A 24,409-nucleotide genomic window follows, 5' to 3' on the forward strand; every position below is an offset into this window, starting at 1 on the left:
CTACAATCGATGTTCGTACGTAACATTAATGAGGTGAATAAAAAAAATGACGAAATCAATTCCGAATATGTTTACTTTAGGTAATCTGTTTCTCGGAATGATTGGTATCATCTTGGCGACGGAAGGTCGAACGAGTATGGCCGCCATAATGATTATCATTGCCATGCTCCTTGATGGACTGGACGGTCGGGTAGCTCGGGCATTGAATGCCCAAAGCGAGCTCGGCAAGGAACTTGACTCATTATCCGATGTAATATCATTTGGCGTAGCACCGGCACTCATTATGTATACCGTAGCGTTTACGGATATTAATACAGCACTGGCTTGGACAGTGACCGCCATATTTCCGATGTGCGGCGCACTGCGTCTTGCAAGATTTAATGTTCGTCCGGGCATACCGGGATATTTTATCGGCCTGCCGATCCCCGCTGCGGGAGGCGTGCTGGCAACCTTGGCGTTATTCCATGAAGAGATTACAGCAACTTATATGATTATTGCCATATTACTACTTTCTTACCTCATGGTTAGCGCAGTCAAGTATCCGAACTTCAAGAAGATTGGCATTCCGAAAACAGCGATTAAATTTACACCGCTCGTCATCATTGGCGCAGTCATGGTTGCCGTGTTCTTACCAGAGCAGACCTCCAAGCTGATATTCTTGCCATTGGTCCTGTACGCAGGTTATGGCTTGCAACAGAATTTCCGCAGGCTGAACCGCAAAAAACGTCGTAAAAAGGATGATCCCAAATCAGATGAGGCTTTTCAATCCTCTGACCGATAGGACAGATTTGTGACATAATCCAAATAAAAAGCATTTATTTCCCTGCTAGCGCAGCGAGATAAATGCTTTTTTTTGTATGCATGGAGTACCTTGCCGTTACAAACCGTTTTCATGTTAGCGGCTTTACGACAGGTTGAAAATACCCAATGTGGAGCATTTCTGCGACTCCTTGTCAACAACCTCATCCAGTTGAATGTCCAGAAGATTCGCAAGAGCAGACATATAAAATAGGTTGCGGCCAAGCTCGGTGCTTACCGCTTCACGGCAATTCTCGCACAGATGGCCTTCGACGTGCGTGCCAGCTAATTCCCGGGCTGATTCGAGATCAGCGCCCATATCGAAGGATTGCTTCGTGGCGTGGAGCTCGATGCATCCGCATTCTGTGATGGCCTTGGTTACGGCCCGGTTGACTGAAGCATTGCTTTGACCATTTTTAGACAGAACATCCAAGAGACTGCGGTGACGGAGCAACAATTCGGAAACTTGGTCCTGAAAAGCCTGTAAACTAGGAGCGCTCATTTATACATCCACCTCGATATTATGAATTGAGTTCATTATATTCCACTACTTCAGGCGATTTCAACCAATTTCAGGTGTCCGAAGGCGGTCAATTCCATTTGTGAGGTTGATGTAAGTACACGTCAAAGCCTGATGGGGGTGGGCAAAACCGGCAGGATATGGGGATATGGAAATAGGATAAAAAAGCGTCAATAGGCGCACTTTTACAGAAGATAGACTGCATATTTGAGGATGTTTTTCTTGCTATTATCCAATTCATTTGGTTTCACTGAAAACTTTTATCTTAAAAAAGATGGGTCGGCACGATTACGACTTTATAAATTGGACCATACTGGAAAATAGAAGCAAAGATATTTATGTATAAAAAGGAGGTGTGCGGAAGCTCATGGTAAAAAAAGCTATTTTAGCATTTACAGTATTATGCGGAGCATGGGGCGGGTATACGTTATATCATACAATGGAACGGTCTTTCTCAGGGCTCTCGCCTATTTTTGGACAAGGTTTATTTGCAGCGGGAAGCGGAGCCTTCGCGGTGCTTGGAGGATTATTGTTTGGCATGATCGGCGTGCTGTCAGCGGATCGGGTAACGAGATGGCTGCACAGCTTGATCTCTTCGTTCTCCCGGATTCCGATGAATGAGCTGGCTGCGGGTACTGCCGGACTGTTGAGCGGCCTGCTGCTGTCTGTATTGCTGTCACCAGGGTTGTCCTTGCTCGGACAAGCAGGGCAGCTGCTGCAGGTTGGCATTACGCTGTTCGGTGGTTACATCGGGTTTCGCATTGGACTGGAAAAGAAGGATGAACTGGCTTCTCTATGGATGTCGGGCAAGTGGAGTCAAGCTGCTGAGCCTGAGGGCCGGCGCATAGAGGAACATAAAATTTTGGATACGAGTGTCATCATTGACGGGAGAATTGCAGATATTTGCAAGACCGGATTTATCGAAGGAACGATTGTCATTCCTGAGTTTGTTCTTGAGGAGCTTCAGCATATTGCGGATTCCTCAGACCTTCTTAAGCGAAATCGCGGCCGGCGGGGTCTTGATATTTTGAACAAAATCCAGAAAGAGCTGGACGTCAAGGTGCTCATTTATGAAGGGGACTTTGAGGAAATATCCGAAGTCGACAGCAAGCTGGTGAAACTGGCCAAAGTGCTTCAAGGCAAAGTGGTCACGAATGATTTCAACTTGAATAAGGTATGTGAGCTGCAGGGTGTGTCGGTACTGAACATTAATGATCTCGCCAACGCGGTGAAGCCGGTGGTTCTGCCGGGGGAGGAAATTCTGGTACAGATTATCAAGGACGGCAAGGAGCATGGTCAAGGCGTCGCTTATTTGGATGACGGCACGATGATCGTCGTGGAAGGCGGTCGCGAGTACATCGGCACGATGATGGAGGTGCTCGTTACCAGCGTACTGCAAACCTCAGCGGGCCGGATGATCTTCGCGAAACCAAAACTGTTGGAAAAAGCCCAGTAAAGGGGTATGATGGGGATATACATATCCGCTATTCGTCCGTTGGGACGTGTTGGGTGAGACAGGAGTTTGGTGCTTGATGAGTAACTTCGGCGCTGTCATTGTAGCGGCGGGAAAAGGAACGAGGATGGGCACCCGGGAGAGCAAGCAGTACTTGGCTCTAAACGGAAAGCCCATTATCGTTCATACGCTTGAAGCATTCAGCCGGATACCATGGCTGCAGGAAATTGTGCTTGTGACGGGGATAGAGGATGTCCCTCGCTGCGAATCCTGGATTCAGGAATACAGTTTGAACAAGGTGTCCGCTGTAATCCCCGGGGGAAGCGAGAGGCAGCAGTCCGTATACCAGGGCATCAAGCAAATTTCTTCAGAGTGGGTAATGATACATGACGGCGTAAGGCCGTTCGTAACGCAAGAGGAAATTGAAGTCTGCCGCGATGCGGCAATCCGTGAGGGCGCCTCGGTACTTGGGGTCCCCGTGAAGGATACGATTAAACAGGTGAACGGTAAGGGGCTGATTACAGGCACCCCGGACCGTCAAAGTCTGTGGGCCGTCCAGACCCCACAGGCTTTTCGTCTTTCCGACCTGCTGTCTGCACATGAGGCTGCTGCGAAGGATGGGTTTACAGGCACTGACGATGCCATGCTGATGGAGCGAGCAGGACATCCGGTAACCGTAGTGGAGGGGAAATACAGCAATATTAAGATAACCACACCGGAGGATCTGGAATATGCAGCTTTTTTACAGAAACGTAAGGGAGAGGACATGGGATGATTCGAGTAGGACAGGGGTTTGACGTACATCAGCTCGTAGAAGGAAGGCCGTGCATTATCGGAGGCGTCACGATTCCTTATGACAAGGGGCTTCTCGGGCACTCCGACGCCGACGTGCTGCTGCACGCCGTAACGGACGCAATTTTGGGAGCGCTTGGGCTTGGCGACATTGGTCGTCATTTTCCTGATAACGATCCTGCCTTTAAAGACGCCGACAGCCTGAGGCTTTTGGAGCAGGTATGGGTCATGGCGAAGGAACGCGGGTATAGACTTGGTAATATCGATTCTACAATTATTGCGCAGAAGCCGAAGATGGCGCCTTATATTCCGCAGATGGCGGAAGTGATCGCCAAAGCGCTGGATGCCGAGGTGGATCAGGTTAACGTGAAGGCGACCACCACCGAGCAGCTCGGGTTTGCTGGCAGGGGCGAAGGTATCGCCGCGCAATCGGTTGTCTGCCTCGTAAAAGGTATGCTATCATCTTGAAGTATGTGTTCAATAAGGGAGTTTTTTGAGCGAGGAATCTTGAAAGAATAGGGAAGCGGAGGGGTTACAATGACCGGAGAAGTCCGCGTGCGCTATGCACCGAGTCCAACGGGACATTTACATATCGGCAATGCCAGAACGGCATTATTCAATTATTTATTTGCCCGCAAGAACAACGGGAAATTCATTATCCGCATCGAGGATACGGATGTGAAACGCAACGTAGAAGGCGGAGAGCAAAGCCAGCTGAAATACTTGAAGTGGCTGGGCATGGACTGGGATGAGAGCGTGGATGTCGGAGGCGAGTACGGACCTTATCGCCAGACCGAGCGTCTTGATATTTATAAAGAGTATTGGCAGGAACTTCTGGATCGCGGGCTTGCTTACCGCTGCTATTGCACGGAGGAAGAGCTGGAGCAGGAGCGGGAAGAGCAGATGGCTCGCGGCGAAACACCGCGCTATTCCGGGAAGCACCGGGATTTGACGGAAGAGCAGCGCCAAGCGCTTGAGGCCGAAGGCCGGGTGGCCAGCATCCGCTTCCGCGTTCCGGAAGATCGTATCTACACGTTCGATGATATGGTGAAGGGCACGATTTCGTTTAACAGCAAAGAGACGGGCGACTTCGTCATCGTTAAAAAAGACGGCATTCCTACCTACAATTTCGCTGTAGCTTTGGACGATCATCTGATGAAGATCAGCCATGTACTCCGCGGGGAGGATCATATCTCCAATACGCCCCGTCAGCTGATGATCTATGAAGCCTTTGGCTGGGAGCCTCCTCAGTTCGGACATATGACCCTGATCGTGGGCGAGGATCATAAGAAGCTGAGCAAGCGTAATGAATCGATTATTCAGTTCATTGAGCAGTATGACCAGCTTGGCTATTTGCCTGAAGCGCTGTTCAACTTCATCTCGCTGCTTGGCTGGTCTCCGGAAGGGGAAGAGGAAGTGTTCTCCCAAGAGCAGTTGATCTCGATCTTTGATGAGCATCGATTATCCAAGAGCCCGGCGGTATTCGATACAAACAAGCTGGCTCATCTGAACAACACGTATATCAAGAATGCGGATCCGGATCGGATTGCCGATCTAGCCATTCCGCATTTGCAGAAAGCCAGTCGCTTGCCGTCCGAGCTTACGGCCAAGCAAGAGGAATGGGCACGCGCGCTCGTGGCGCTCTATCAGGAGCAGTTGACTGCTGCTTCGGATATCGTGGATCTGTCGGAAGTGTTCTTCCGCACACATCTGGAGCTGGATTCCGAAGGGATTGAAGTGATGGGCGGCGAGCAGGTGCCCGTCGTATTGTCGGCATTCCTTGCGAAGATCGAGCAGTCGGATGAGTTTAACGCTCCGAAGATTGCGGCACTGATCAAGGAAGTCCAGAAGGAGACCGGATTTAAGGGCAAACAGCTCTTTATGCCGATCCGCGTAGCCTTGACGGGACAAACCCATGGCCGGGACCTGAACCAGACGATTTGGCTGCTTGGTAAGGATCGTGTGCTTGACCGTTTGCGTTCTCAGATCAAGGGCGCATAATTCGGGTGCTTCTTCGAATAAACGTTCCTTGTCAGCCCGTATATCATCAGTTATAATTACACCAAACTATAAGTGAAATATTCTTTGATCTAGGTTAGGTAGCAATAACTCATACGGAGAAGCAGCGGAGAGGACGGAATTGTGCTGTAGAAGCGCAGCGTTCGCCTTTGTCTTCCGATTTCCACCTATGTGATATCGTTAAAGAAATCGGAAGGCAACAGCGATCGGAAGCACAATCCGTCAGCGCAGCGTTCTATAGAGCGTTGTTTCCCTCACCTAGATCAACAAATATAAACGTATAAAAGCTACGATCAGGAGAAGTACGCGTAAAACAGGCACGTTCCAGAGAGGACAATCGGCAAAAGACAAGGACCACTTGAATTTGCCGGCTGAGAGTTGTCCCGTCGCCTGCAGCGGAAATGCACCTGTGAGCTGCATGGTTGAAGCGAACACAATCGTTAGATCATGCCGGTCGTCTGCCGTTAATGACATGAAGAGAATCGGTAGAATCCGTCCCTGACGAAGGGAGGAGGCTTGTGCCGGTTCTAAGCAGAGTGGAACCGCGGTCTAGCGCCTCTGCAGCGATAAGCTGCAGGGGCGTTTTTTATTTACAGGAATAACGATGGATGGCAAGTTGCATGCGCGATTGGAAGAGGGGAAAGAGGGAGCGTTCATGTTTAAACAGATGAAATCGGATATTCGGACAGTGTTCGAGAATGACCCGGCTGCCCGGGGACTTTTTGAAGTGGTATTCACCTACTCGGGGCTTCACGCACTGTGGGCGCACCGGGTAGCTCATGCATTATTTAAGCGGCGATGGTATACGCTGGCCCGGTTGATCTCCCAGTTCAGCCGGTTTATGACAGGGATTGAGATTCATCCGGGAGCCCGTATCGGGCATCGGCTGTTCATAGACCATGGGATGGGGGTTGTCATTGGAGAGACCTGTGAGATTGGGGATGACGTGGTGATCTACCAAGGGGTTACGCTTGGTGGAACCGGTAAGGAGAAAGGCAAGCGGCACCCGACCATCGGCAACAACGTGGTCATCGGATCGGGGGCGAAAGTGCTAGGTTCCTTTACGATTGGGGATAACTGTAACATTGGTTCCAATGCAGTCGTACTAAGACCAGTCCCCCAAAACAGCACCGTTGTCGGCAATCCGGGAAAAATTGTGAAACAGAACGGGGAGCGGGTGCGCGACCGGCTGGATCACACGAATCTGCCCGATCCGATTGTGGATATGCTGCGTTCAATGCAGAAGGAAATCGATCAGCTCCGGGCGGAGCTTCATGAGAGCAAACGAAACCAACCTAAAGGCATGGTATCCGAGGTCGTTGTGTCTTCGGCCAAAGAAGAGTAAACCCGTAAGCCGTGAAGGAACAATAAGCGATGGAATGAAAGGATTGAGATGATACCCTATGGCACTTCAAATCTATAACACGTTAACCCGTATGAAAGAAACGTTTGTTGCTCAGGAACCTGGAAAGGTAAAGATCTACGTGTGCGGTCCTACCGTGTACGATTATATCCATATCGGGAATGCCCGTCCGATGATCTTTTTCGATGTAGTTCGAGCTTATTTTGAGAATCAGGGTAATGATGTGAGTTACGTGGTGAACTTTACGGATGTGGATGACAAAATGATCCGGAAAGCGGAGCAAACCGGGACTACCGTTCCGGAGGTCGCGGATAAGTTTATTAACGCCTATTACGAGGATCTGGACGGTCTCGGTATACCGAGAGCGACATTAAATCCGCGGGTAACGGACAATATGGAGAGCATTATTGAATTTATCCAGGAGCTCATTGACCGCGACTTTGCTTATGAGAACGGGGGAGATGTCTTTTACCGGACCCGCAAATTTGACGATTACGGCAAGCTGTCCCAGCAAAATCTCGATGAGCTGCAATTCGGTATCCGGATTGAAGTGGATAAGCGGAAAGAAAACCCGGAGGACTTCGTGCTATGGAAAGCTGCGAAGCCCGGAGAGATCTACTGGAGCAGCCCTTGGGGCGACGGCCGCCCGGGCTGGCATATTGAGTGCTCCGCCATGGCCCGTCGTTATCTCGGGGATACGCTGGATATCCATGGCGGCGGTCAAGACCTGCAGTTTCCGCACCATGAATGCGAAGTGGCGCAGTCCGAGGCGCTGACAGGCAAACCGCTGGCGAACTATTGGATGCACAATGGTTATATCCGCATCAATAACGAGAAAATGTCGAAATCGCTAGGTAATGGTGTATTGGTTAAGGAACTTCGTGAACAATATACAAAAGAAGCTGTTCGCTATTTCATGTTGTCCACCCACTACCGCAACCCGCTGAATTATAGCGATGAGGTGATGGAGCAGGCACAGAACAGCGTGGAACGTCTGGCGAATGCGGCGGCTAATGTCGAGCATCGATTGAGTACCGCGATCGGTTCGAAGGACGATAACGTAAGCCAGGAAGTTGCGGATAAAATATCGGCCGTTCTTGTCGAATTCCATCAGAAAATGCAGGATGATTTCAACACGCCGGATGCCATCACCGCCATGTTCCAATGGGCCAGCGAGGCGAATCAGCTGCTGAAGGAAGCCTCGATTCCTGCAGCTGACTTGCATGAAGTGCTGCGTGCTTTCAACGAAATGAACGGCGTGCTGCGCATCGTAAATACAGGCACGGATGAATTGCTGGATGAGGAGATTGAAGCTCTGATTGCCGAACGTATCGAAGCCCGGAAGAATAAAAACTGGGCGCGAGCGGATGAAATCCGCGACAAGCTGGCGGACGAAGGCATCGTGCTTGAGGATACGGCGCAAGGTATGCGCTGGCGGCGTAAATGAGCGGGCCTGAGCATCATGATCCCGCGGTAGGCTGGTTCGATTTTCCGCCGTCGAAGCCGGCCCGGTTAATCCCGCCCATCGTGCTTGCCTATATCGGAGATGCCATTTATGAGGTGGCGGTGCGGCAGTTTTTGATATCAAGAGCGAATCTCCGCCCCCATCACTTGCACCGGACAGCAACAGGATTTGTGTCGGCGAAGGCACAGAGCCGAATATTGGCTTATCTGGATCCGGAGCTGACGGAAGAAGAACGCGATGTTGTGCGTCAAGGACGCAATGCCAAATCAGGCAGCATCCCCAAAAATGCCGACGTGCTCGAATATCGGCATGCAACGGCATTTGAGACGCTCGTTGGGTATTTATATTATACGGGGGAGCAGGATCGTCTCCGCGAGCTCATTGGGAAGAGCATCGAGTTTATTGAGGGGTCTGTTAAATAGACCGTCAGGCAATAGAGATCAACATTGAAACGATACAGCCGGTGTTTCTCAAAGGGGACGCCGGCTGATATGCAGGAGGAGACCTACATGTTGCAAGAAGAGGAAGTAGTAGCTGGTAAGCACTCCGTAACGGAAGCGCTCAAATCAGGACGTACGATCAATAAAATATGGATTGCCGAAAATGCGCAAAAACATCTGACCCTGCCGATCATCGCGGAAGCGAAGAAACTGGGCATTGTCATTCAGCATGTGGACAAACGCAAGCTGGATCAGATGGTTCCAGGGGTACAGCATCAAGGCGTGGTTGCCCAAGCGGCACCGTATGCCTATGTGGAAGTGGAAGATTTGCTGAAGGTTGCGGAGGAAAAGGGCGAACCGCCTTTCTTGCTGCTGCTTGACGAGATCGAGGATCCGCACAATCTGGGCTCGATTCTCCGTACGGCAGACTGCACGGGTGCTCATGGCGTCATACTGCCTAAGCGCAGATCCGCACAAGTAACGGCAACGGTATCCAAAACATCTGCTGGCGCAGTAGAGTATGTACCCGTAGCCAGAGTGACCAATCTGGGCCAAACCATCGATCAGCTCAAGGAAATGGGTGTGTGGGTTGTCGGGACGGTCGTTGATGCTGTTCAGGAATTGTATGACACTGAGGTTTTTGACGGGCCGGTTGCTATCGTTATCGGTAATGAGAGTAAAGGAATGGGGCGTCTGATCCGTGAAAAATGCGATGTGCTTGTGAAACTGCCGATGGCCGGAAAAATCAACTCGCTTAACGCCTCGGTTGCCGCAGGTGTCGTTATGTACGAAGTGCTTCGCCGTCGCCGCCTTCAAGGTTAGCAATGATGGCCGATTGGCGGGATGTGCTGCTGGTCGACGGTTATAATATGATCGGCGGCTGGCCATATCTTGCGAAGCTCGCCAATAGCAGCATGCATGATGCGCGAGACCTGCTGCTGGAGAAATTAGCGGATTACCAGGCGTATTCCGGCCTCAGAGTCGTGGTGATTTTTGACGCATACCGGGTCCCTGGGCTGGGGAAATCCTACACGCAAGGCAAGGTTCAGGTGTTTTTTACTAAGGAAAAAGAAACCGCAGATGAGTGCATTGAACGACTAGTCGGAGAGTTCAGCCACCGCCGGCGAAAAATTTATGTGGCGACCAGCGATTTAATTGAGCAGCATGTGATTTTTGCTCGGGGAGCACTCAGGTTGTCCGCCCGGGAATTGCTAAACGAAGTGGAACAGAGCGAGCGCGAAGTGAAGCAGAAAATAACGAAAGAGCAGACCAAGAGCCGGAATACACTTGACGGGAAGCTGCCGCCGGATGTGAGACAGATGTTCGAGCGCTGGCGAAGGGAATAGAACTGTTTTACACAATAGGGACGAAAGGTCGGCTCATTTGGAGAATGAAAACGGTATATGAATCTACGGAAAAGTTTACATTAAATGTTATTATCGGTCTATTTTAGGTAGAACGTGGTTGACGGTCTAGTAGACATCATATATACTTGTCATATATTTCAAGAGAGTGACGGGCTACCGTGCGTTCCGGGCCGGAGGGATTCTATTGAGTGTGGACCTCAAGGAAGTCATGTTGTCAGGGTATGATGTGATAAGCGATGAAGACATTGTCGAGGCGGTCCGCGAGGGTGATAGCGGGGCGCTGGAGTATTTGATCAATAAATACCGGAATTTTGTACGTGCTAAAGCCCGCTCCTATTTTCTGATTGGTGCTGACCGGGAAGATATTGTCCAGGAAGGCATGATCGGGCTGTACAAGGCAATTCGTGATTTTAAAGGGGATAAGCTGTCTTCGTTCAAGGCCTTTGCCGAGCTCTGCATTACTAGACAGATCATTACGGCAATTAAGACCGCTACGAGACAGAAGCATATTCCGCTCAATTCGTATGTCTCATTGGACAAGCCGATTTATGATGAGGATTCGGACCGTACACTGTTGGATGTCATTTGTGGCACTGCGGTAAGCGATCCGGAGGAACTGATTATTAATCAAGAGGAATTTGTCGGCCTGGAAGACAAGATGTCAGAAATCTTAAGCGATCTGGAACGGAAAGTCCTGATGCTCTATTTGGACGGTCGATCCTATCAAGAGATTGCGGTAGATTTAAGGCGTCATGTAAAATCGATTGACAATGCACTCCAGCGGGTAAAGCGCAAGCTTGAACGTTATCTGGAAGTCAGGGATAATTAATAGCAAGTGTCGGATAAGAAGCAGAAGGCTCAATCAGAGCCTTTTTTTAATTGCCTGATCGCTTTTTAAATCAGGATGGCCGGCGAAGGATCTCCGTATACTTTGTCGCCATTATTTTTAGTTGGCAGACAGGATAGAACGATAATCAAGGATGTCCATTTTCGCAAAAGCAAAATGTGTAATATTTGGTGTTTCATCTGTTGGAAGATTGAACATACTGGATATAGACTAAATGCTATGCAGGATGGACAAAGACTGTGAAACGCCACAGTTTTTTACAGCGAGGTGTTTACAATATTCCGGGGACGAATTCCCTGGTCTAGCTGGCAATGGCATTTATTGCAGCCCACAATCAGAGAGAAAAAGGCTTGAAATGGCGCTACCCTTGTGATAAAGTGTTTTAGGTAGGCCTAAATTCGCGTGTTTTATGAATGGATCGTTGTTACAGTTTTTGGAACAACGGTTTTATTCATCTCGCAGAAATAACCGAGTTTCGATGAGAACAAGGTTGTTTCTACTAGGATCAATATCGATTCTTCTGACAAAGAAGGACGTCTTCGGGAGGTGCACATCATGCGGGTAATTATCACTTTGGCTTGTACAAGCTGCAAACAAAGAAACTACACAACCACCAAAAACAAGCGAAATCACCCCGACCGCATGGAGATGAAGAAATTTTGCAAGTTCTGTAACGAGCAAACTCCTCATCGCGAAACCAGATAGTTTTCTTTTGGAGGTGTAGTCGGCGTGAAACGTGGTTTCAAGTCTCTGTTTTCCTTTTTCTCTGAAAGCTGGGCGGAACTTAAAAAAGTTCGCTGGCCCAATCGTAAAGAACTGACGAACTATACTTTAATTGTTCTCGGCACCATAGTGTTTGTCACGATTTATTTTTGGGTTGTAGACATCGGTATTTCCGCTGTGATCGAAGCGATAATTTAGAAGGGTCCCAGGTGGCTTGATATGGAAAAAAGATGGTACGTAGTTCATACCTACTCTGGGTATGAGAATAAAGTCAAAGCCAATTTGGAAAAACGTGTCGAGTCCATGGGCATGGAGGACAAAATATTCCGCGTTCTTGTTCCGATGGAAGAAGAAATCGTAAACAAAGACGGCAAGAAAAAAACCGTCATGCGTAAAGTTTACCCGGGATATGTCTTGGTCGAAATGATTCAGACCGATGATTCTTGGTATGTTGTCCGCAATACACCAGGAGTGACCGGTTTTGTTGGTTCGACAGGGTCCGGTTCTAAACCGACGCCTTTGCTTCCAGAAGAAGTAGAACAGATTCTGAAGCATATGGGCATGGAAGAGCCGAAACCGAAGATCGAATTCGACATCAAGGAATCCGTTCGTATCAAGGTTGGTCCTTTTGCGAATTTTGTGGGCTCCGTGGAAGAGATTTTGGCTGAAAAGAGCAAGTTGAAAGTTCACGTCAACATGTTTGGACGGGAAACCCCGCTGGAGTTGGATTATACTCAAGTGGAGAAGATTTAATTCTTCAGGTTTCTTGTGGGAGGGCGTGTCAAAGCGTCCGCTACCACTATTGATGCAAGGAGGTGTCAACCATGGCTAAGAAAGTTATCAAGATTGTGAAACTGCAGATTCCTGCAGGTAAAGCGAATCCGGCTCCTCCAGTAGGTCCTGCATTGGGTCAAGCGGGTGTCAACATCATGGCATTCTGTAAAGAATTCAACGCACGTACTGCTGATCAAGCAGGTCTGATCATTCCGGTTGAAATTTCGGTGTTTGAAGATCGTTCCTTTACATTCATCACTAAAACTCCACCGGCTGCTGTTCTGCTTCGCGTGGCTGCTAAGATCGAAAAAGGATCCGGCGAGCCTAACAAGAAGAAAGTGGCTACTGTTAAGCGTGACGCTGTTCGTCAAATCGCTGAAACAAAAATGCCTGACCTGAACGCTGCATCTGTTGAAGCTGCAATGAAGATGGTAGAAGGTACTGCCCGTAGTATGGGTATCACAATCGAAGACTAATTGTCTCTCGATTGAAACCGAACGAGGTTCGGATTATGTGGGAGGAATTTCCGCTAACACCACAAAGGAGGAAAACAAACATGGCTAAACACGGTAAGAAATACGTTGAAGCTGCGAAGCTGATTGACAGCGAAGCAACTTATGAGCCTTTGGAAGCTGTAGAGCTTGTGAAGAAGGCTGCAACTGCCAAATTCGACGAAACTGTTGAAGCGGCTGTACGTTTGGGTGTAGACCCACGTAAACAAGACCAGGCTGTTCGTGGTGTTGTCGTCTTGCCTCACGGCACAGGTAAAACACAACGCGTTCTGGTATTTGCAAAAGGTGAAAAAGCGAAAGAGGCAGAAGCGGCTGGCGCTGATTTTGTTGGCGATCAAGACATGATCAACAAAATTCAACAAGGCTGGTTCGAGTTTGATGTCTGCGTAGCTACACCTGATATGATGAGTGAAGTCGGTAAACTTGGCCGTCTGCTCGGTGGTAAAGGCCTGATGCCTAACCCTAAAGCTGGTACGGTTACATTCGATGTTGCTAAGGCTGTTCAAGAAATCAAAGCCGGTAAAATCGAGTACCGTCTGGACAAAGCAGGTCAAATTCACGCGCCAATCGGTAAAGTGTCTTTCGATGCAGCTCAATTGAATGAGAACCTCAAAGCTCTCATCGATGCATTGAATCGTGCGAAACCAGCTGCTGCTAAAGGTGTTTACCTGAAAGGTATCGCTGTTTCCTCGACTATGGGACCAAGCGCTCGCGTGAACACAACCGTTTACAGATAATATTACCATTGACTTTGGTCAATGAAGTTTGATATTATGTAACAGTTGTGAGTCTTCGAGACTGACCCTTGAAGTTGAATATGCTTACCGTAGACAGTAGGTGCCCTAAGCAGGCTTAATTTCCTACCGAGGTGTTATGATAGAACGTCAACAATTTGTCCGGTTACACCGGCCAAATGATGATTCATCAGGCCTTCGTGATTCTACGGAGGCTTTTTTAGTGCCCGTAGGAAGAGCGGAGAGCTTGGTGCTCTTACGCTACTAATACAACCAGGAGGTGTAATCATTGGCAAACGCAAAAGTGATCCAAGCGAAACAAGAAGCGGTTGATGTCGTTGCTGCTAAACTGCGCGAAAGCGTATCGACAGTAGTTGCTGACTATCGCGGACTGAACGTTGCGCAAGTAACTGAACTTCGTAAACAGCTTCGTGAAGCTGGCGTCGAGTTCCAAGTACTGAAAAACACACTGCTTCGCCGTGCAACTGCGGCAGCAGAGCTGTCTGATCTGGACGAAGTCCTGACTGGTCCAACAGCTGTTGCATTTGGTACCAATGACGCTGTCGCTCCAGCAAAAATCCTTAATGATTTTGCTAAGAAAAACGACGCGTTGAAATTGAAAGGCGGCGTAGTAGAAGGCCGTGTAATCGGAGAGAGCGAAATCAAAGCTCTGGCAGAACTTCCGTCCCGCGAAGGTCTCCTCTCCATGCTCCTCAGCGTGCTTCAAGCTCCAGTGCGCAACTTCGCGCTTGCAGTTAAAGCTGTTGCTGAGAAGGAAGAACAAGGCGCATAAGCTTTGTCTTGCTGAAGCTGTGTAACAACAACTATAAAATCTTAATAATAAATGGAGGTTCAACTTAAATGAGCAAAGAGCAAATCTTGGAAGCAATTAAAGGTATGTCCGTTCTGGAACTGAACGATCTTGTAAAAGCAATCGAAGAAGAATTTGGTGTAACTGCTGCAGCTCCAGTAGCTGTTGTAGGTGGCGCTGGTGCAGCTGAAGCTGCTGAGCAATCCGAATTTGACGTAATCCTGACTAGCGCAGGCGCGTCCAAAATCAACGTAATCAAAGTGGTTCGCGAAATCACAGGTCTTGGCTTGAAAGAAGCAAAAGAACTGGTTGACAACGCTCCAAAACCATTGAAAGAAAAAGTAGCTAAAGAAGAAGCAGAAGCTGTTAAAGCTAAATTGGAAGAAGCAGGCGCATCCGTAGAAGTTAAGTAATTAGCTTCTTGAGATTCACGTCAGCAAGAATCAAACCCCTTGAATATTTGTTCAAGGGGTTTGTTATTGTGGCGGGGAGACCACAAGGTACTGATTCTCCGCAACTAAGGTTATACTGAAATAAGAGCGCTTAAGAGTGAAATATCTTAGGCGGGTAGACTTTGATTCAAGACGGAGGAAATGATGCCGAATCAACATTATTACTCGAATCAGCCGGAAATTGCTCATGACCGTAAGGAGTTAAAGACGGAGCTTCGGGGGCAGACTTTCAACTTTATCAGTGACGCGGGCGTATTCTCTAAGAGTGGCGTGGATTATGGCAGCAAGGTATTAATAGAGGCTATGGATTTTAACCAGCATGCCCAAGTGTTGGATGTAGGCTGTGGATATGGTCCGATCGGTCTGTCGGCGGCAAGAATGGCTGCGCAAGGACATGTGACGATGATCGACATCAATAGCCGCGCTGTCGAATTAGCCAAGGAGAATGCGAAACGTAATGGTATATCCAATGTGACCATCTTGGAGAGCGATTTGTTTGCCGCGGTTCAGGATCAGCAATTTGACGTGGTTCTAACCAATCCGCCGATCCGTGCCGGGAAAGAGACGGTACATGCTATATTCGAAGAATCGTGGAAGCATTTGCGTGAGAATGGGCAACTGTGGGTTGTGATTCAGAAGAAGCAAGGCGCACCTTCAGCGAAAGCGAAACTGGAGAGTTTATTTCATCAGGTTGAGGAAGTAACGAAGGATAAAGGATACCGGATATTCAGAGCGACTAAATCTTCTTAAAATAGTTCGACTAGGCTGTTGACTTGGGTATGCTGGTATGGTATTATTATAAAATGTCAGTATTAGGATGGTCTCTTTGTCTTTAGTTGGCTGAAATGTCAAGACTTAATGTGTGGAAAGATGCATAAAGTCGATCATATTGACGTATAATATGTACATTTTGGGCAAATCTACAGGATATGAGATGATTATCATAACCATGGATAAGCTGCTCTTTTTTCGAAAAGGTATTCGATAAGGGCTTTTCTCTATTTATGGGAGTGTCCTCTGTATGTTCCATTATAGTGTTACAAACAGAGGTTCGCAATGAAATTTTTAAAGTGAGTAGACATGAGGGGTGAGTTTAAGTTGGCAGGACATCTTGTTCAATATGGTCGACGCACTCGGCGAAGTTATGCTCGTATTAACGAGGTGCTCGAAGTTCCGAACCTGATTGAAATCCAACAAAAATCTTATGAATGGTTTTTGGAGGAAGGACTCCGCGAAATGTTCCAGGACATCTCGCCGATTCAGGATTTCACAGGTAATTTGGTACTAGAGTTCATTGACTACAGCCTTGGAGAACCGAAATACACCGTCGATGACGCGAAAGAACGCGACGTTACTTATGCGGCGCCGCTCCGCGTGAAAGTCCGGCTCATTAACAAGGAGACCGGAGAGGTCAAGGAGCAGGAAGTGTTCATGGGAGACTTCCCGTTAATGACGGAAACCGGAACATTCATTATCAATGGTGCCGAACGGGTTATTGTCAGCCAGTTGGTTCGCTCTCCCAGCGTCTATTTCAGCACAAAAGTGGATAAAAACGGTAAGACGACGTACACTGCAACAGTTATCCCTAACCGCGGCGCTTGGCTTGAACTGGAGATGGACGCGAAGGACATTATCTATGTCCGGATCGACCGTACCCGTAAAATCCCTGTAACGGTACTTTTACGTGCACTTGGTTTTGGTACAGATGCCGAGATTTTGGATCTTCTGGGCAATGATGAATATATTCAAAATACGCTGGATAAAGACAACACCGACTCCACGGAAAAAGCGCTCATCGAAATCTATGAACGTCTTCGTCCGGGTGAGCCGCCAACACTAGAGAATGCGAAGAGCCTTCTTGTTGCCCGTTTCTTCGATCCGAAGCGTTATGATTTGGCTAACGTTGGTCGTTACAAGATCAACAAGAAGCTTCATATTAAGAACCGTCTCTTTAATCAACGTTTGGCAGAGAGTTTGATAGACATCGATACGGGTGAGATCATTGCAGAAGCTGGTCAAACCGTAGACCGTCGTCTTTTGGACGAGATCATGCCTTACCTTGAGAAGAGCGTAGGCTTTAAGAATTATCATGTTACCGGCGGTGTGATGGACAGCGAGGATATCCCGCTGCAAACGATCGATGTATTCTCTCCAATCGAGGATGCAAAAGTCGTGAAAGTCATCGCGAACGCAAACATTGATAAATCCGTGAAGCACATTACGCAGGCGGATATCATTTCTTCCATCAGCTACTTCATCAACTTGCTGCATGGAATCGGCAATACGGATGATATCGATCACCTGGGTAACCGTCGTCTGCGTTCTGTAGGCGAATTGCTTCAAAATCAGTTCCGTATCGGTTTGTCCCGGATGGAACGTGTCGTTCGTGAAAGAATGTCGATTCAGGATGCTAATGTGATTACGCCGCAGGCGCTCATCAACATACGTCCGGTTATCGCATCGATTAAAGAGTTCTTCGGTAGCTCCCAGCTGTCCCAGTTCATGGATCAGACCAACCCGCTTGCGGAACTGACGCATAAACGTCGTCTGTCTGCTCTCGGACCCGGCGGTTTGACGCGTGAGCGTGCGGGCTTTGAAGTGCGGGACGTTCACCACAGTCACTATGGCCGTATGTGTCCGATAGAGACGCCGGAGGGACCGAACATCGGTCTGATCAACTCCTTGTCGACGTTTGCGCGCATCAACGAATATGGCTTCATTGAAGCTCCGTATCGTTGGGTGGATCCGAAGACCGGTAAAGTAACGGACCAAATCGATTACCTGACTGCAGACGAAGAGGATAACTATATCGTTGCCCAGGCGAACGCCGAGCTCAACGAAGATGGTACCTTCACTGACGAAATGGTTATCGTCCGTTATAACAAACAATCCGATAACATCCTTCCTATGCCGAGCGACCGTGTAGACTACATGGACGTTTCGCCGAAGCAGGTAGTGTCGGTAGCGACGGCGCTCATTCCGTTCCTTGAGAACGATGACTCCAACCGCGCGCTGATGGGATCCAACATGCAGCGGCAGGCTGTTCCACTTCTTATTCCTAAAGCTCCACTGGTCGGAACTGGAATGGAACACAAGTCTGCAAAAGACTCCGGTGTATGTATTGTGTCCAAACATGACGGGATTATTGAACGTTCATCCGCTAATGAAATCTGGGTCCGCCGTGTGGAAAATGTCGACGGACAAGAAGTCAAAGGCGATCTTATTAAACATAAATTACACAAATTTATGCGTTCGAACCAAGGAACATGCATCAATCAGCGTCCAATCGTTAAACGCGGCGATGTCATCAAAAAAGGTGATATTCTCGCAGACGGTCCATCTACGGAGATGGGCGAATTGGCACTGGGCCGCAACGTCGTTGTGGCGTTCATGACTTGGGAAGGTTACAACTACGAGGATGCGATTCTTCTCTCCGAGAAACTGGTCAAAGAGGACGTGTACACTTCGATTCATATCGAGGAGTACGAATCCGAAGCTCGTGACACGAAGCTCGGACCAGAAGAAATTACGCGTGATATTCCTAACGTAGGGGAAGAAGCACTGAAGAACCTTGACGAGCGCGGAATTATCCGCATCGGTGCCGAAATCAGCGCCGGAGACATCCTCGTGGGTAAGGTAACGCCTAAGGGTGTAACCGAACTGACGGCGGAAGAGCGTCTCCTGCATGCGATCTTTGGTGAGAAGGCTCGCGAAGTGCGCGATACCTCGCTGCGCGTTCCTCACGGTAGTGACGGGATCATTGTGGATGTGAAGGTGTTTACACGTGAGAACGGTGACGAATTGCCGCCGGGCGTTAACCAACTGGTTCGCGTTTACATCGCACAGAAACGTAAAATCTCCGAAGGTGACAAAATGGCCGGACGTCACGGTAACAAAGGTGTCGTTGCCCGTATTTTGCCTGAAGAAGATATGCCGTTCCTGCCAGATGGCACACCGGTTCAAGTTGTGTTGAACCCTCTAGGGGTTCCATCACGGATGAACATCGGTCAGGTGCTCGAGGTTCACTTGGGTATGGCCGCGCTCCAGCTCGGCATTCACGTGGCTTCACCGGTATTTGACGGCGCAAGCGAGTATGACGTGTTTGATACGATGGAAGAAGCAGGCATGCAGCGCAATGGTAAGACCGTATTGTACGACGGACGGACGGGTGAACGTTTTGAACGTGAAGTTACCGTCGGCGTCATGCATATGATCAAACTCGCGCACATGGTTGATGATAAAATTCACGCCCGTTCTACGGGACCATACTCACTCGTTACACAGCAGCCGCTGGGTGGTAAAGCTCAGTTCGGTGGACAGCGCTTCGGTGAGATGGAAGTATGGGCACTTGAAGCTTACGGTGCTGCCTATACCCTGCAAGAAATTCTTACCGTCAAGTCGGATGACGTGGTCGGCCGGGTGAAAACCTACGAATCCATCGTCAAGGGCGAGAACGTTCCGGAACCGGGTGTTCCTGAATCGTTCAAGGTATTGATTAAAGAGCTTCAGTCTCTCGGTATGGATGTCAAAATCCTGAGCGAGAATGAAGAGGAAATCGAGATGAAAGAACTCGATGACGAAGACGATGCTCAAGGTGATAAACTGAGCCTTAACTTGGAAGGCACTGAAGTCGGAGTGGAATAACGGTCAATCATTCACCCCCGTCGGCTTATAGGTCGGCGGTGGTGTTATGGTCGTATAGCACATAAATAGGACTAGGTTGAGGAGGGTTGCTCCTTGTTGGACGTTAACAATTTTGAGTACATGAAAATCGGTCTTGCTTCACCGGAAAAAATTCGCTCTTGGTCTCGCGGAGAGGTGAAGAAGCCGGAAACGATTAACTACCGTACATTGAAGCCGGAGAAAGAAGGCCTGTTCTGTGAGCGGATTTTCGGTCCGCAGAAGGACTGGGAATGTCATTGCGGTAAGTATAAGCGTGTCCGTTATAAGGGAGTAGTCTGCGATCGCTGTGGCGTTGAAGTAACACGCGCTAAAGTCCGTCGTGAACGGATGGGCCATATCGAGCTTGCGGCTCCTGTATCGCATATTTGGTATTTCAAAGGGATTCCAAGCCGTATGGGTCTGGCTCTGGATATGTCCCCAAGATCTCTTGAAGAGATCATTTACTTCGCATCTTATGTTGTAACCGATCCAGGAGATACACCGCTGGAGAAGAAGCAGCTGTTGTCCGAGAAGGAATACCGCAGCTACCGTGAAAAGTACGGCTACGGATTCCAAGCAGGCATGGGTGCTGAAGCGGTTAAGAAGCTTCTTCAAGACATCGATGTTGACAAAGAGCTTGAGTTCCTTAAAGAAGAACTGCGCACTGCACAGGGTCAACGCCGCAACCGGGCCATCAAACGCCTGGAAGTGATTGAGGCGTTCCGTAACTCCGGCAACAATCCGGAGTGGATGATCATGGATGTGCTGCCCGTCATTCCACCGGAGCTTCGTCCGATGGTTCAACTTGATGGTGGACGCTTTGCGACCTCCGACTTGAACGATCTGTACCGTCGCGTTATTAACCGGAACAACCGTCTGAAAAGATTGCTGGATCTCGGTGCGCCGGATATTATCGTACAGAACGAGAAGCGCATGCTGCAGGAAGCTGTCGATGCACTGATCGATAACGGCCGTCGCGGTCGTCCGGTCACAGGTCCTGGTAACCGTCCGCTTAAATCCCTCAGCCACATGCTGAAAGGTAAACAAGGACGTTTCCGTCAGAACTTGCTCGGTAAACGGGTTGACTATTCTGGTCGTTCCGTTATCGTTGTAGGTCCTTACCTGAAAATGTACCAATGCGGTCTGCCTAAGAAAATGGCGCTTGAGCTCTTCAAGCCGTTCGTTATGAAAGAATTGGTCAACAAAGGCCTTGCACATAATATCAAGAGTGCGAAGCGCAAAGTAGAACGTGTAAGTCCAGAAGTATGGGATGTGCTCGAAGAGGTTATTAAAGAGCATCCGGTTCTTCTGAACCGTGCACCGACGCTTCACAGACTCGGTATCCAAGCATTTGAACCGATTCTGGTTGAGGGCCATGCGATCCGTCTTCATCCGCTCGTATGTACAGCATATAACGCTGACTTTGACGGTGACCAAATGGCGGTTCACGTTCCTTTGTCTGCCGAAGCTCAAGCTGAAGCGCGTCTTTTGATGCTGGCATCGGGTAACATTCTGAACCCGAAAGACGGTAAGCCAGTTGTTACGCCTTCTCAGGATATGGTACTGGGTTCCTTCTATCTCACGATGGATAACAAGGAAGAGAAAGGTACCGGCATGATTCTGGGCAGCGTGAACGAAGCGGTTTCCGCTTATCAGCGTGAAGCAGCTGGTCTGCATGCACGCGTAGCGATTCCGGTTAAAGCCCTGGGCAAAACATGCTTTACGGAAAAACAGCAGAATGCGATGTTGGTTACGACGATCGGCCGGATTATCTTTAACGAGATTTTCCCTGCCAGCTTCCCTTATATCAATGAAGCGACTCGTACGAACCTGCTGCAAGGTACGCCTGAGAAGTATTTCGTATATGAGAAGGGTGCAGATATTCAAAAAGTGATTCAAGAACTGCCAATCAGCGGTGCTGTTGGTAAGGAATATCTGGGTTCCATCATTGCACGCTGCTTTGAAACGTACCATACAACCGAAACCTCTGTGATTTTGGATAAAATCAAGCAGATCGGTTTCACATACTCTACTCGTGCAGGCGTAACCGTTGCGGTATCCGACGTTATCGTACCTGACGAGAAGAATGAAATTCTGAAAGAGTCCGACGAGAAGGTTAAAGTGGTAACGAACCAATATCGCCGCGGCTTGATTACGAATGAAGAGCGTTATGACCGTGTAATCGACATCTGGTCCAAGACCAAGGATGATATTACGGAAGTACTCATGAAATCGATGGATCGCTTTAACTCCATCATGCTCATGGTGGATTCCAAAGCGCGGGGTAACAAATCGCAGATCACTCAGCTCGGTGGTATGCGGGGTCTGATGGCGAACCCGTCGGGTCGTATCATCGAACTCCCAATCAAATCGAACTTCCGTGAAGGACTGACGGTACTCGAGTACTTCCTGTCCACGCACGGTGCGCGTAAAGGTCTTGCCGATACAGCGCTTCGTACCGCTGACTCCGGTTACTTGACTCGTCGACTTGTTGACGTGGCCCAGGATGTTATCGTTCGCGAAGATGAGTGCAGCACGGATAAAGGCTTTACCGTTAGCCGTATTCAGGACGGTAAAGAAGTTATCGAGGATCTCTATGATCGTATCGAGGGACGTTATGCATTTGAGACCGTTCGTCATCCGGAAACGAAAGAGATCATCGTGAATCGCAACGAATTGATTGACTCCGACAAAGCTGAGGAAATCGTAGCAGCTGGTGTTGAGAAGCTGCAAATTCGTTCCATCTTGAGCTGCCGTGCACGTTATGGCGTCTGCAAAAAATGTTACGGTCGTAACCTGGCTACTGGTAAGCATGTTGAGATTGGTGAAGCGGTTGGTATTATCGCAGCTCAATCCATCGGCGAACCGGGAACACAGCTCACGATGCGTACGTTCCACACAGGCGGCGTTGCCGGTGATGATATTACACAAGGTCTTCCGCGTATCCAGGAGCTCTTTGAAGCCCGAAATCCTAAAGGTCAAGCGACCATTAGTGAGATTGATGGTGTGGTTAAAGAAATCCGCGAAACGAAGGACCGTCGTGAAATCGAAATTCAAGGTGAAGCTGAAACTAAGGTTTACGCAGTTACCTACGGTTCCCGTCTGCGCGTAAGCGAAGGCAAGCACATTGAAGCCGGGGATGAACTGACCGATGGTTCCATTGATCCGAAGGAAATGCTTCGCATCAAAGGTATCCGTGGTGTGCAGAACTACATCCTTCAGGAAGTACAACGCGTATACCGTAACCAAGGCGTAGAAATTAACGATAAGCACGTTGAAGTTATGATCAGACAGATGCTGCGTAAATTCCGTATCGTGGATGCGGGAGATACGAACCTGTTGCCTGGCTCCTTCGTGGATATGCATGAATACGAGACAGCCAATAAAGACGCTATTCTCTCCGGGAAAGAACCAGCGGTTGCCAAACCGATTCTCCTCGGGATTACAAAAGCATCTCTCGAAACCGATTCGTTCTTGTCAGCGGCCTCCTTCCAGGAGACAACTCGCGTGTTGACTGACGCTGCAATCAAAGGTAAAGTCGATCAACTGCTTGGTCTGAAAGAGAATGTTATCATTGGTAAACTGATCCCTGCGGGAACGGGTATGAACCGTTATCGCAGCGTGAAGTTCGCGGGACAAAACGATGTGAATGACGAAAGTCAGGAACTCGAAACAGCTTCTATAGATTAAGAGACAGTCAGGTGACGGGGAGATTTTCGCGTCGTAAGATGCTGAATTTCTCCGTCCCAATGTTTCTTTTTCCTGATTTAATAGCTTGACATCGCTTAGGGCAGATGCTAATATAGCAAAGGTGCGTGAATAGTTTCTTTGTTCCCTGTTCTTTTGGAGGAATGACTTGTGTCTAATGATAAAGGATTACAGGATGCACACATCAAGATTGGCACCAAACAAACGATGAAGGCCGTTGAATCCGGTTTGGCTGCAGAGGTTTATGTGGCTGAAGATTGCGACCAGCGTTTGATTTCAAAAGTCGTATCCGAGTGTGATAAGAATGGTGTGCATATCAACTATGTACCCACGATGATAGAGCTTGGAGAAGCATGCGGTATTGAAGTTGGTGCAGCTATGGTAGCTGTCTTGAAATCATGATTTGAGAAATCGTTTTTGTTGGAGAAGGCGTTACTTCTCTCGGCAAAAACTTTTCATTTGTCCTTTTATGAACCGCCTGGGTCTGTGGACTTAAACGGGGTTGTAATTAGGATGATAAATACGGGAAGGGGGTGGCTAGCATGCCAACAATTAACCAACTGGTTCGCAAGGGCCGTCAAGCTAAAGTTTACAAATCGAAATCTCCAGCTCTTCAAAAAGGTTTTAACGCTTTGAAACGTGAGGAGACCGACTTGAGTGCTCCGCAAAAACGCGGTGTATGCACTCGTGTAGGCACAATGACGCCGAAAAAACCGAACTCCGCACTTCGTAAATATGCTCGTGTTCGCTTGACGAACCGCATTGAGGTGACGGCTTACATTCCGGGTATCGGACATAACTTGCAAGAGCACAGTGTTGTATTGGTTCGCGGTGGACGGGTAAAAGACCTTCCGGGTGTACGTTACCATATCGTTCGCGGCGCACTTGATACCGCTGGTGTAAACAACCGGATGCAAGCTCGTTCCAAATACGGCACGAAGCGTCCTAAAGCAAAAAGCTAATTGATGC

Annotated in this window: 25 protein-coding genes and 1 other annotated feature; of the genes, 23 read left to right on the plus strand and 2 right to left on the minus strand. The window is 48.7% G+C overall.

The genetic code is table 11. The features are described 5' to 3' along the window. Positions 1-46 precede the first annotated feature (46 nt). Positions 47-781: a CDP-diacylglycerol--serine O-phosphatidyltransferase gene (pssA, locus tag AB4124_RS31670; RefSeq protein ID WP_076326242.1), complete on the plus strand. Its 735-nt coding sequence runs from the start codon at positions 47-49 to the stop codon at positions 779-781. A 123-nt stretch (positions 782-904) separates the two neighbouring features. On the opposite strand, the gene AB4124_RS31675 is transcribed toward pssA, so the two are convergent. Then, positions 905-1,300, minus strand: coding sequence for a DUF1573 domain-containing protein (locus AB4124_RS31675; RefSeq protein WP_076326241.1), 396 nt, complete (start codon positions 1,298-1,300; stop codon positions 905-907). A 385-nt stretch (positions 1,301-1,685) separates the two neighbouring features. Here AB4124_RS31675 and AB4124_RS31680 point away from each other — a divergent pair, with 385 nt between their 5' ends. The 4 genes from AB4124_RS31680 (at position 1,686) to gltX (ending at position 5,564) form a co-directional block, all read left to right on the plus strand. Then, positions 1,686-2,774 carry a PIN/TRAM domain-containing protein gene (locus AB4124_RS31680; protein ID WP_441975273.1) on the plus strand — a complete coding sequence of 363 codons (1,089 nt, stop codon included), beginning with the start codon at positions 1,686-1,688 and terminating at the stop codon, positions 2,772-2,774. Between the two features lie 76 nt (positions 2,775-2,850). After that, positions 2,851-3,546, plus strand: a complete 696-nt coding sequence (ispD, locus tag AB4124_RS31685; RefSeq protein WP_430113181.1) for a 2-C-methyl-D-erythritol 4-phosphate cytidylyltransferase — start codon at positions 2,851-2,853, stop codon at positions 3,544-3,546. Further along, on the plus strand, positions 3,543-4,031 hold the full coding sequence (gene ispF, locus AB4124_RS31690; RefSeq protein WP_441975274.1) for a 2-C-methyl-D-erythritol 2,4-cyclodiphosphate synthase: 489 nt from the start codon (positions 3,543-3,545) through the stop codon (positions 4,029-4,031). The genes ispD and ispF overlap by 4 nt, the downstream gene beginning before the upstream one ends. A 69-nt stretch (positions 4,032-4,100) precedes the next feature. Further along, positions 4,101-5,564, plus strand: coding sequence for a glutamate--tRNA ligase (gltX, locus tag AB4124_RS31695; RefSeq protein ID WP_441975275.1), 1,464 nt, complete (start codon positions 4,101-4,103; stop codon positions 5,562-5,564). A gap of 276 nt (positions 5,565-5,840) precedes the next feature. Here the strand turns inward: gltX and AB4124_RS31700 are convergent, their stop codons facing one another. Further along, positions 5,841-6,056: a hypothetical protein gene (locus AB4124_RS31700; protein ID WP_379415338.1), complete on the minus strand. Its 216-nt coding sequence runs from the start codon at positions 6,054-6,056 to the stop codon at positions 5,841-5,843. 181 nt (positions 6,057-6,237) lie between these two features. Here AB4124_RS31700 and cysE point away from each other — a divergent pair, with 181 nt between their 5' ends. From cysE to rpsL, 18 genes are all read left to right on the plus strand, one after another. Beyond that, positions 6,238-6,927, plus strand: coding sequence for a serine O-acetyltransferase (cysE, locus tag AB4124_RS31705; RefSeq protein ID WP_076326261.1), 690 nt, complete (start codon positions 6,238-6,240; stop codon positions 6,925-6,927). 58 nt (positions 6,928-6,985) lie between these two features. Continuing rightward, complete coding sequence (gene cysS / locus AB4124_RS31710) at positions 6,986-8,392, plus strand: cysteine--tRNA ligase (protein WP_441975276.1); 1,407 nt, start codon at positions 6,986-6,988, stop codon at positions 8,390-8,392. Then, complete coding sequence (locus AB4124_RS31715; RefSeq protein WP_339268328.1) at positions 8,389-8,832, plus strand: Mini-ribonuclease 3; 444 nt, start codon at positions 8,389-8,391, stop codon at positions 8,830-8,832. The genes cysS and AB4124_RS31715 overlap by 4 nt, the downstream gene beginning before the upstream one ends. Before the next feature lie 87 nt (positions 8,833-8,919). After that, complete coding sequence (rlmB, locus tag AB4124_RS31720; RefSeq protein WP_076326234.1) at positions 8,920-9,672, plus strand: 23S rRNA (guanosine(2251)-2'-O)-methyltransferase RlmB; 753 nt, start codon at positions 8,920-8,922, stop codon at positions 9,670-9,672. 5 nt (positions 9,673-9,677) lie between these two features. After that, positions 9,678-10,196: an NYN domain-containing protein gene (locus tag AB4124_RS31725; protein WP_076326260.1), complete on the plus strand. Its 519-nt coding sequence runs from the start codon at positions 9,678-9,680 to the stop codon at positions 10,194-10,196. A gap of 205 nt (positions 10,197-10,401) precedes the next feature. Beyond that, positions 10,402-11,046, plus strand: coding sequence for an RNA polymerase sporulation sigma factor SigH (gene sigH, locus AB4124_RS31730; RefSeq protein ID WP_006212942.1), 645 nt, complete (start codon positions 10,402-10,404; stop codon positions 11,044-11,046). Between the two features lie 573 nt (positions 11,047-11,619). Beyond that, a complete protein-coding gene (gene rpmG, locus AB4124_RS31735) occupies positions 11,620-11,769 on the plus strand; it encodes a 50S ribosomal protein L33 (RefSeq protein WP_006212941.1) in 150 nt (49 codons plus the stop codon). Positions 11,770-11,793: 24 nt separating this feature from the next. Next, on the plus strand, positions 11,794-11,985 hold the full coding sequence (gene secE / locus AB4124_RS31740; RefSeq protein WP_006212940.1) for a preprotein translocase subunit SecE: 192 nt from the start codon (positions 11,794-11,796) through the stop codon (positions 11,983-11,985). A 21-nt stretch (positions 11,986-12,006) separates the two neighbouring features. Continuing rightward, positions 12,007-12,540 carry a transcription termination/antitermination protein NusG gene (gene nusG / locus AB4124_RS31745; RefSeq protein ID WP_006212939.1) on the plus strand — a complete coding sequence of 178 codons (534 nt, stop codon included), beginning with the start codon at positions 12,007-12,009 and terminating at the stop codon, positions 12,538-12,540. A gap of 71 nt (positions 12,541-12,611) precedes the next feature. After that, positions 12,612-13,037, plus strand: a complete 426-nt coding sequence (gene rplK, locus AB4124_RS31750; RefSeq protein ID WP_076326233.1) for a 50S ribosomal protein L11 — start codon at positions 12,612-12,614, stop codon at positions 13,035-13,037. Between the two features lie 80 nt (positions 13,038-13,117). Beyond that, positions 13,118-13,810: a 50S ribosomal protein L1 gene (rplA, locus tag AB4124_RS31755; protein ID WP_009591966.1), complete on the plus strand. Its 693-nt coding sequence runs from the start codon at positions 13,118-13,120 to the stop codon at positions 13,808-13,810. A gap of 69 nt (positions 13,811-13,879) precedes the next feature. Further along, positions 13,880-14,038, plus strand: a sequence feature (ribosomal protein L10 leader region). Between the two features lie 58 nt (positions 14,039-14,096). Then, a complete protein-coding gene (gene rplJ / locus AB4124_RS31760) occupies positions 14,097-14,600 on the plus strand; it encodes a 50S ribosomal protein L10 (RefSeq protein WP_090914113.1) in 504 nt (167 codons plus the stop codon). Between the two features lie 68 nt (positions 14,601-14,668). Next, positions 14,669-15,031: a 50S ribosomal protein L7/L12 gene (gene rplL, locus AB4124_RS31765; RefSeq protein ID WP_076326231.1), complete on the plus strand. Its 363-nt coding sequence runs from the start codon at positions 14,669-14,671 to the stop codon at positions 15,029-15,031. 183 nt (positions 15,032-15,214) lie between these two features. Next, positions 15,215-15,820, plus strand: a complete 606-nt coding sequence (locus AB4124_RS31770) for a class I SAM-dependent methyltransferase (RefSeq protein WP_098749104.1) — start codon at positions 15,215-15,217, stop codon at positions 15,818-15,820. Positions 15,821-16,168: 348 nt separating this feature from the next. Next, positions 16,169-19,714, plus strand: coding sequence for a DNA-directed RNA polymerase subunit beta (gene rpoB, locus AB4124_RS31775; protein ID WP_076326229.1), 3,546 nt, complete (start codon positions 16,169-16,171; stop codon positions 19,712-19,714). Positions 19,715-19,807: 93 nt separating this feature from the next. Beyond that, positions 19,808-23,422, plus strand: coding sequence for a DNA-directed RNA polymerase subunit beta' (gene rpoC, locus AB4124_RS31780; protein ID WP_441975277.1), 3,615 nt, complete (start codon positions 19,808-19,810; stop codon positions 23,420-23,422). Between the two features lie 168 nt (positions 23,423-23,590). After that, positions 23,591-23,842 carry a ribosomal L7Ae/L30e/S12e/Gadd45 family protein gene (locus AB4124_RS31785; RefSeq protein WP_006212931.1) on the plus strand — a complete coding sequence of 84 codons (252 nt, stop codon included), beginning with the start codon at positions 23,591-23,593 and terminating at the stop codon, positions 23,840-23,842. 140 nt (positions 23,843-23,982) lie between these two features. Then, positions 23,983-24,402: a 30S ribosomal protein S12 gene (gene rpsL / locus AB4124_RS31790; RefSeq protein WP_006212930.1), complete on the plus strand. Its 420-nt coding sequence runs from the start codon at positions 23,983-23,985 to the stop codon at positions 24,400-24,402. The last annotated feature ends 7 nt before the right edge of the window (positions 24,403-24,409 follow it).

Origin of the sequence: Paenibacillus sp. 2KB_20, from assembly GCF_052115765.1 — a bacterium.
Lineage (GTDB): Bacteria > Bacillota > Bacilli > Paenibacillales > Paenibacillaceae > Paenibacillus_AQ.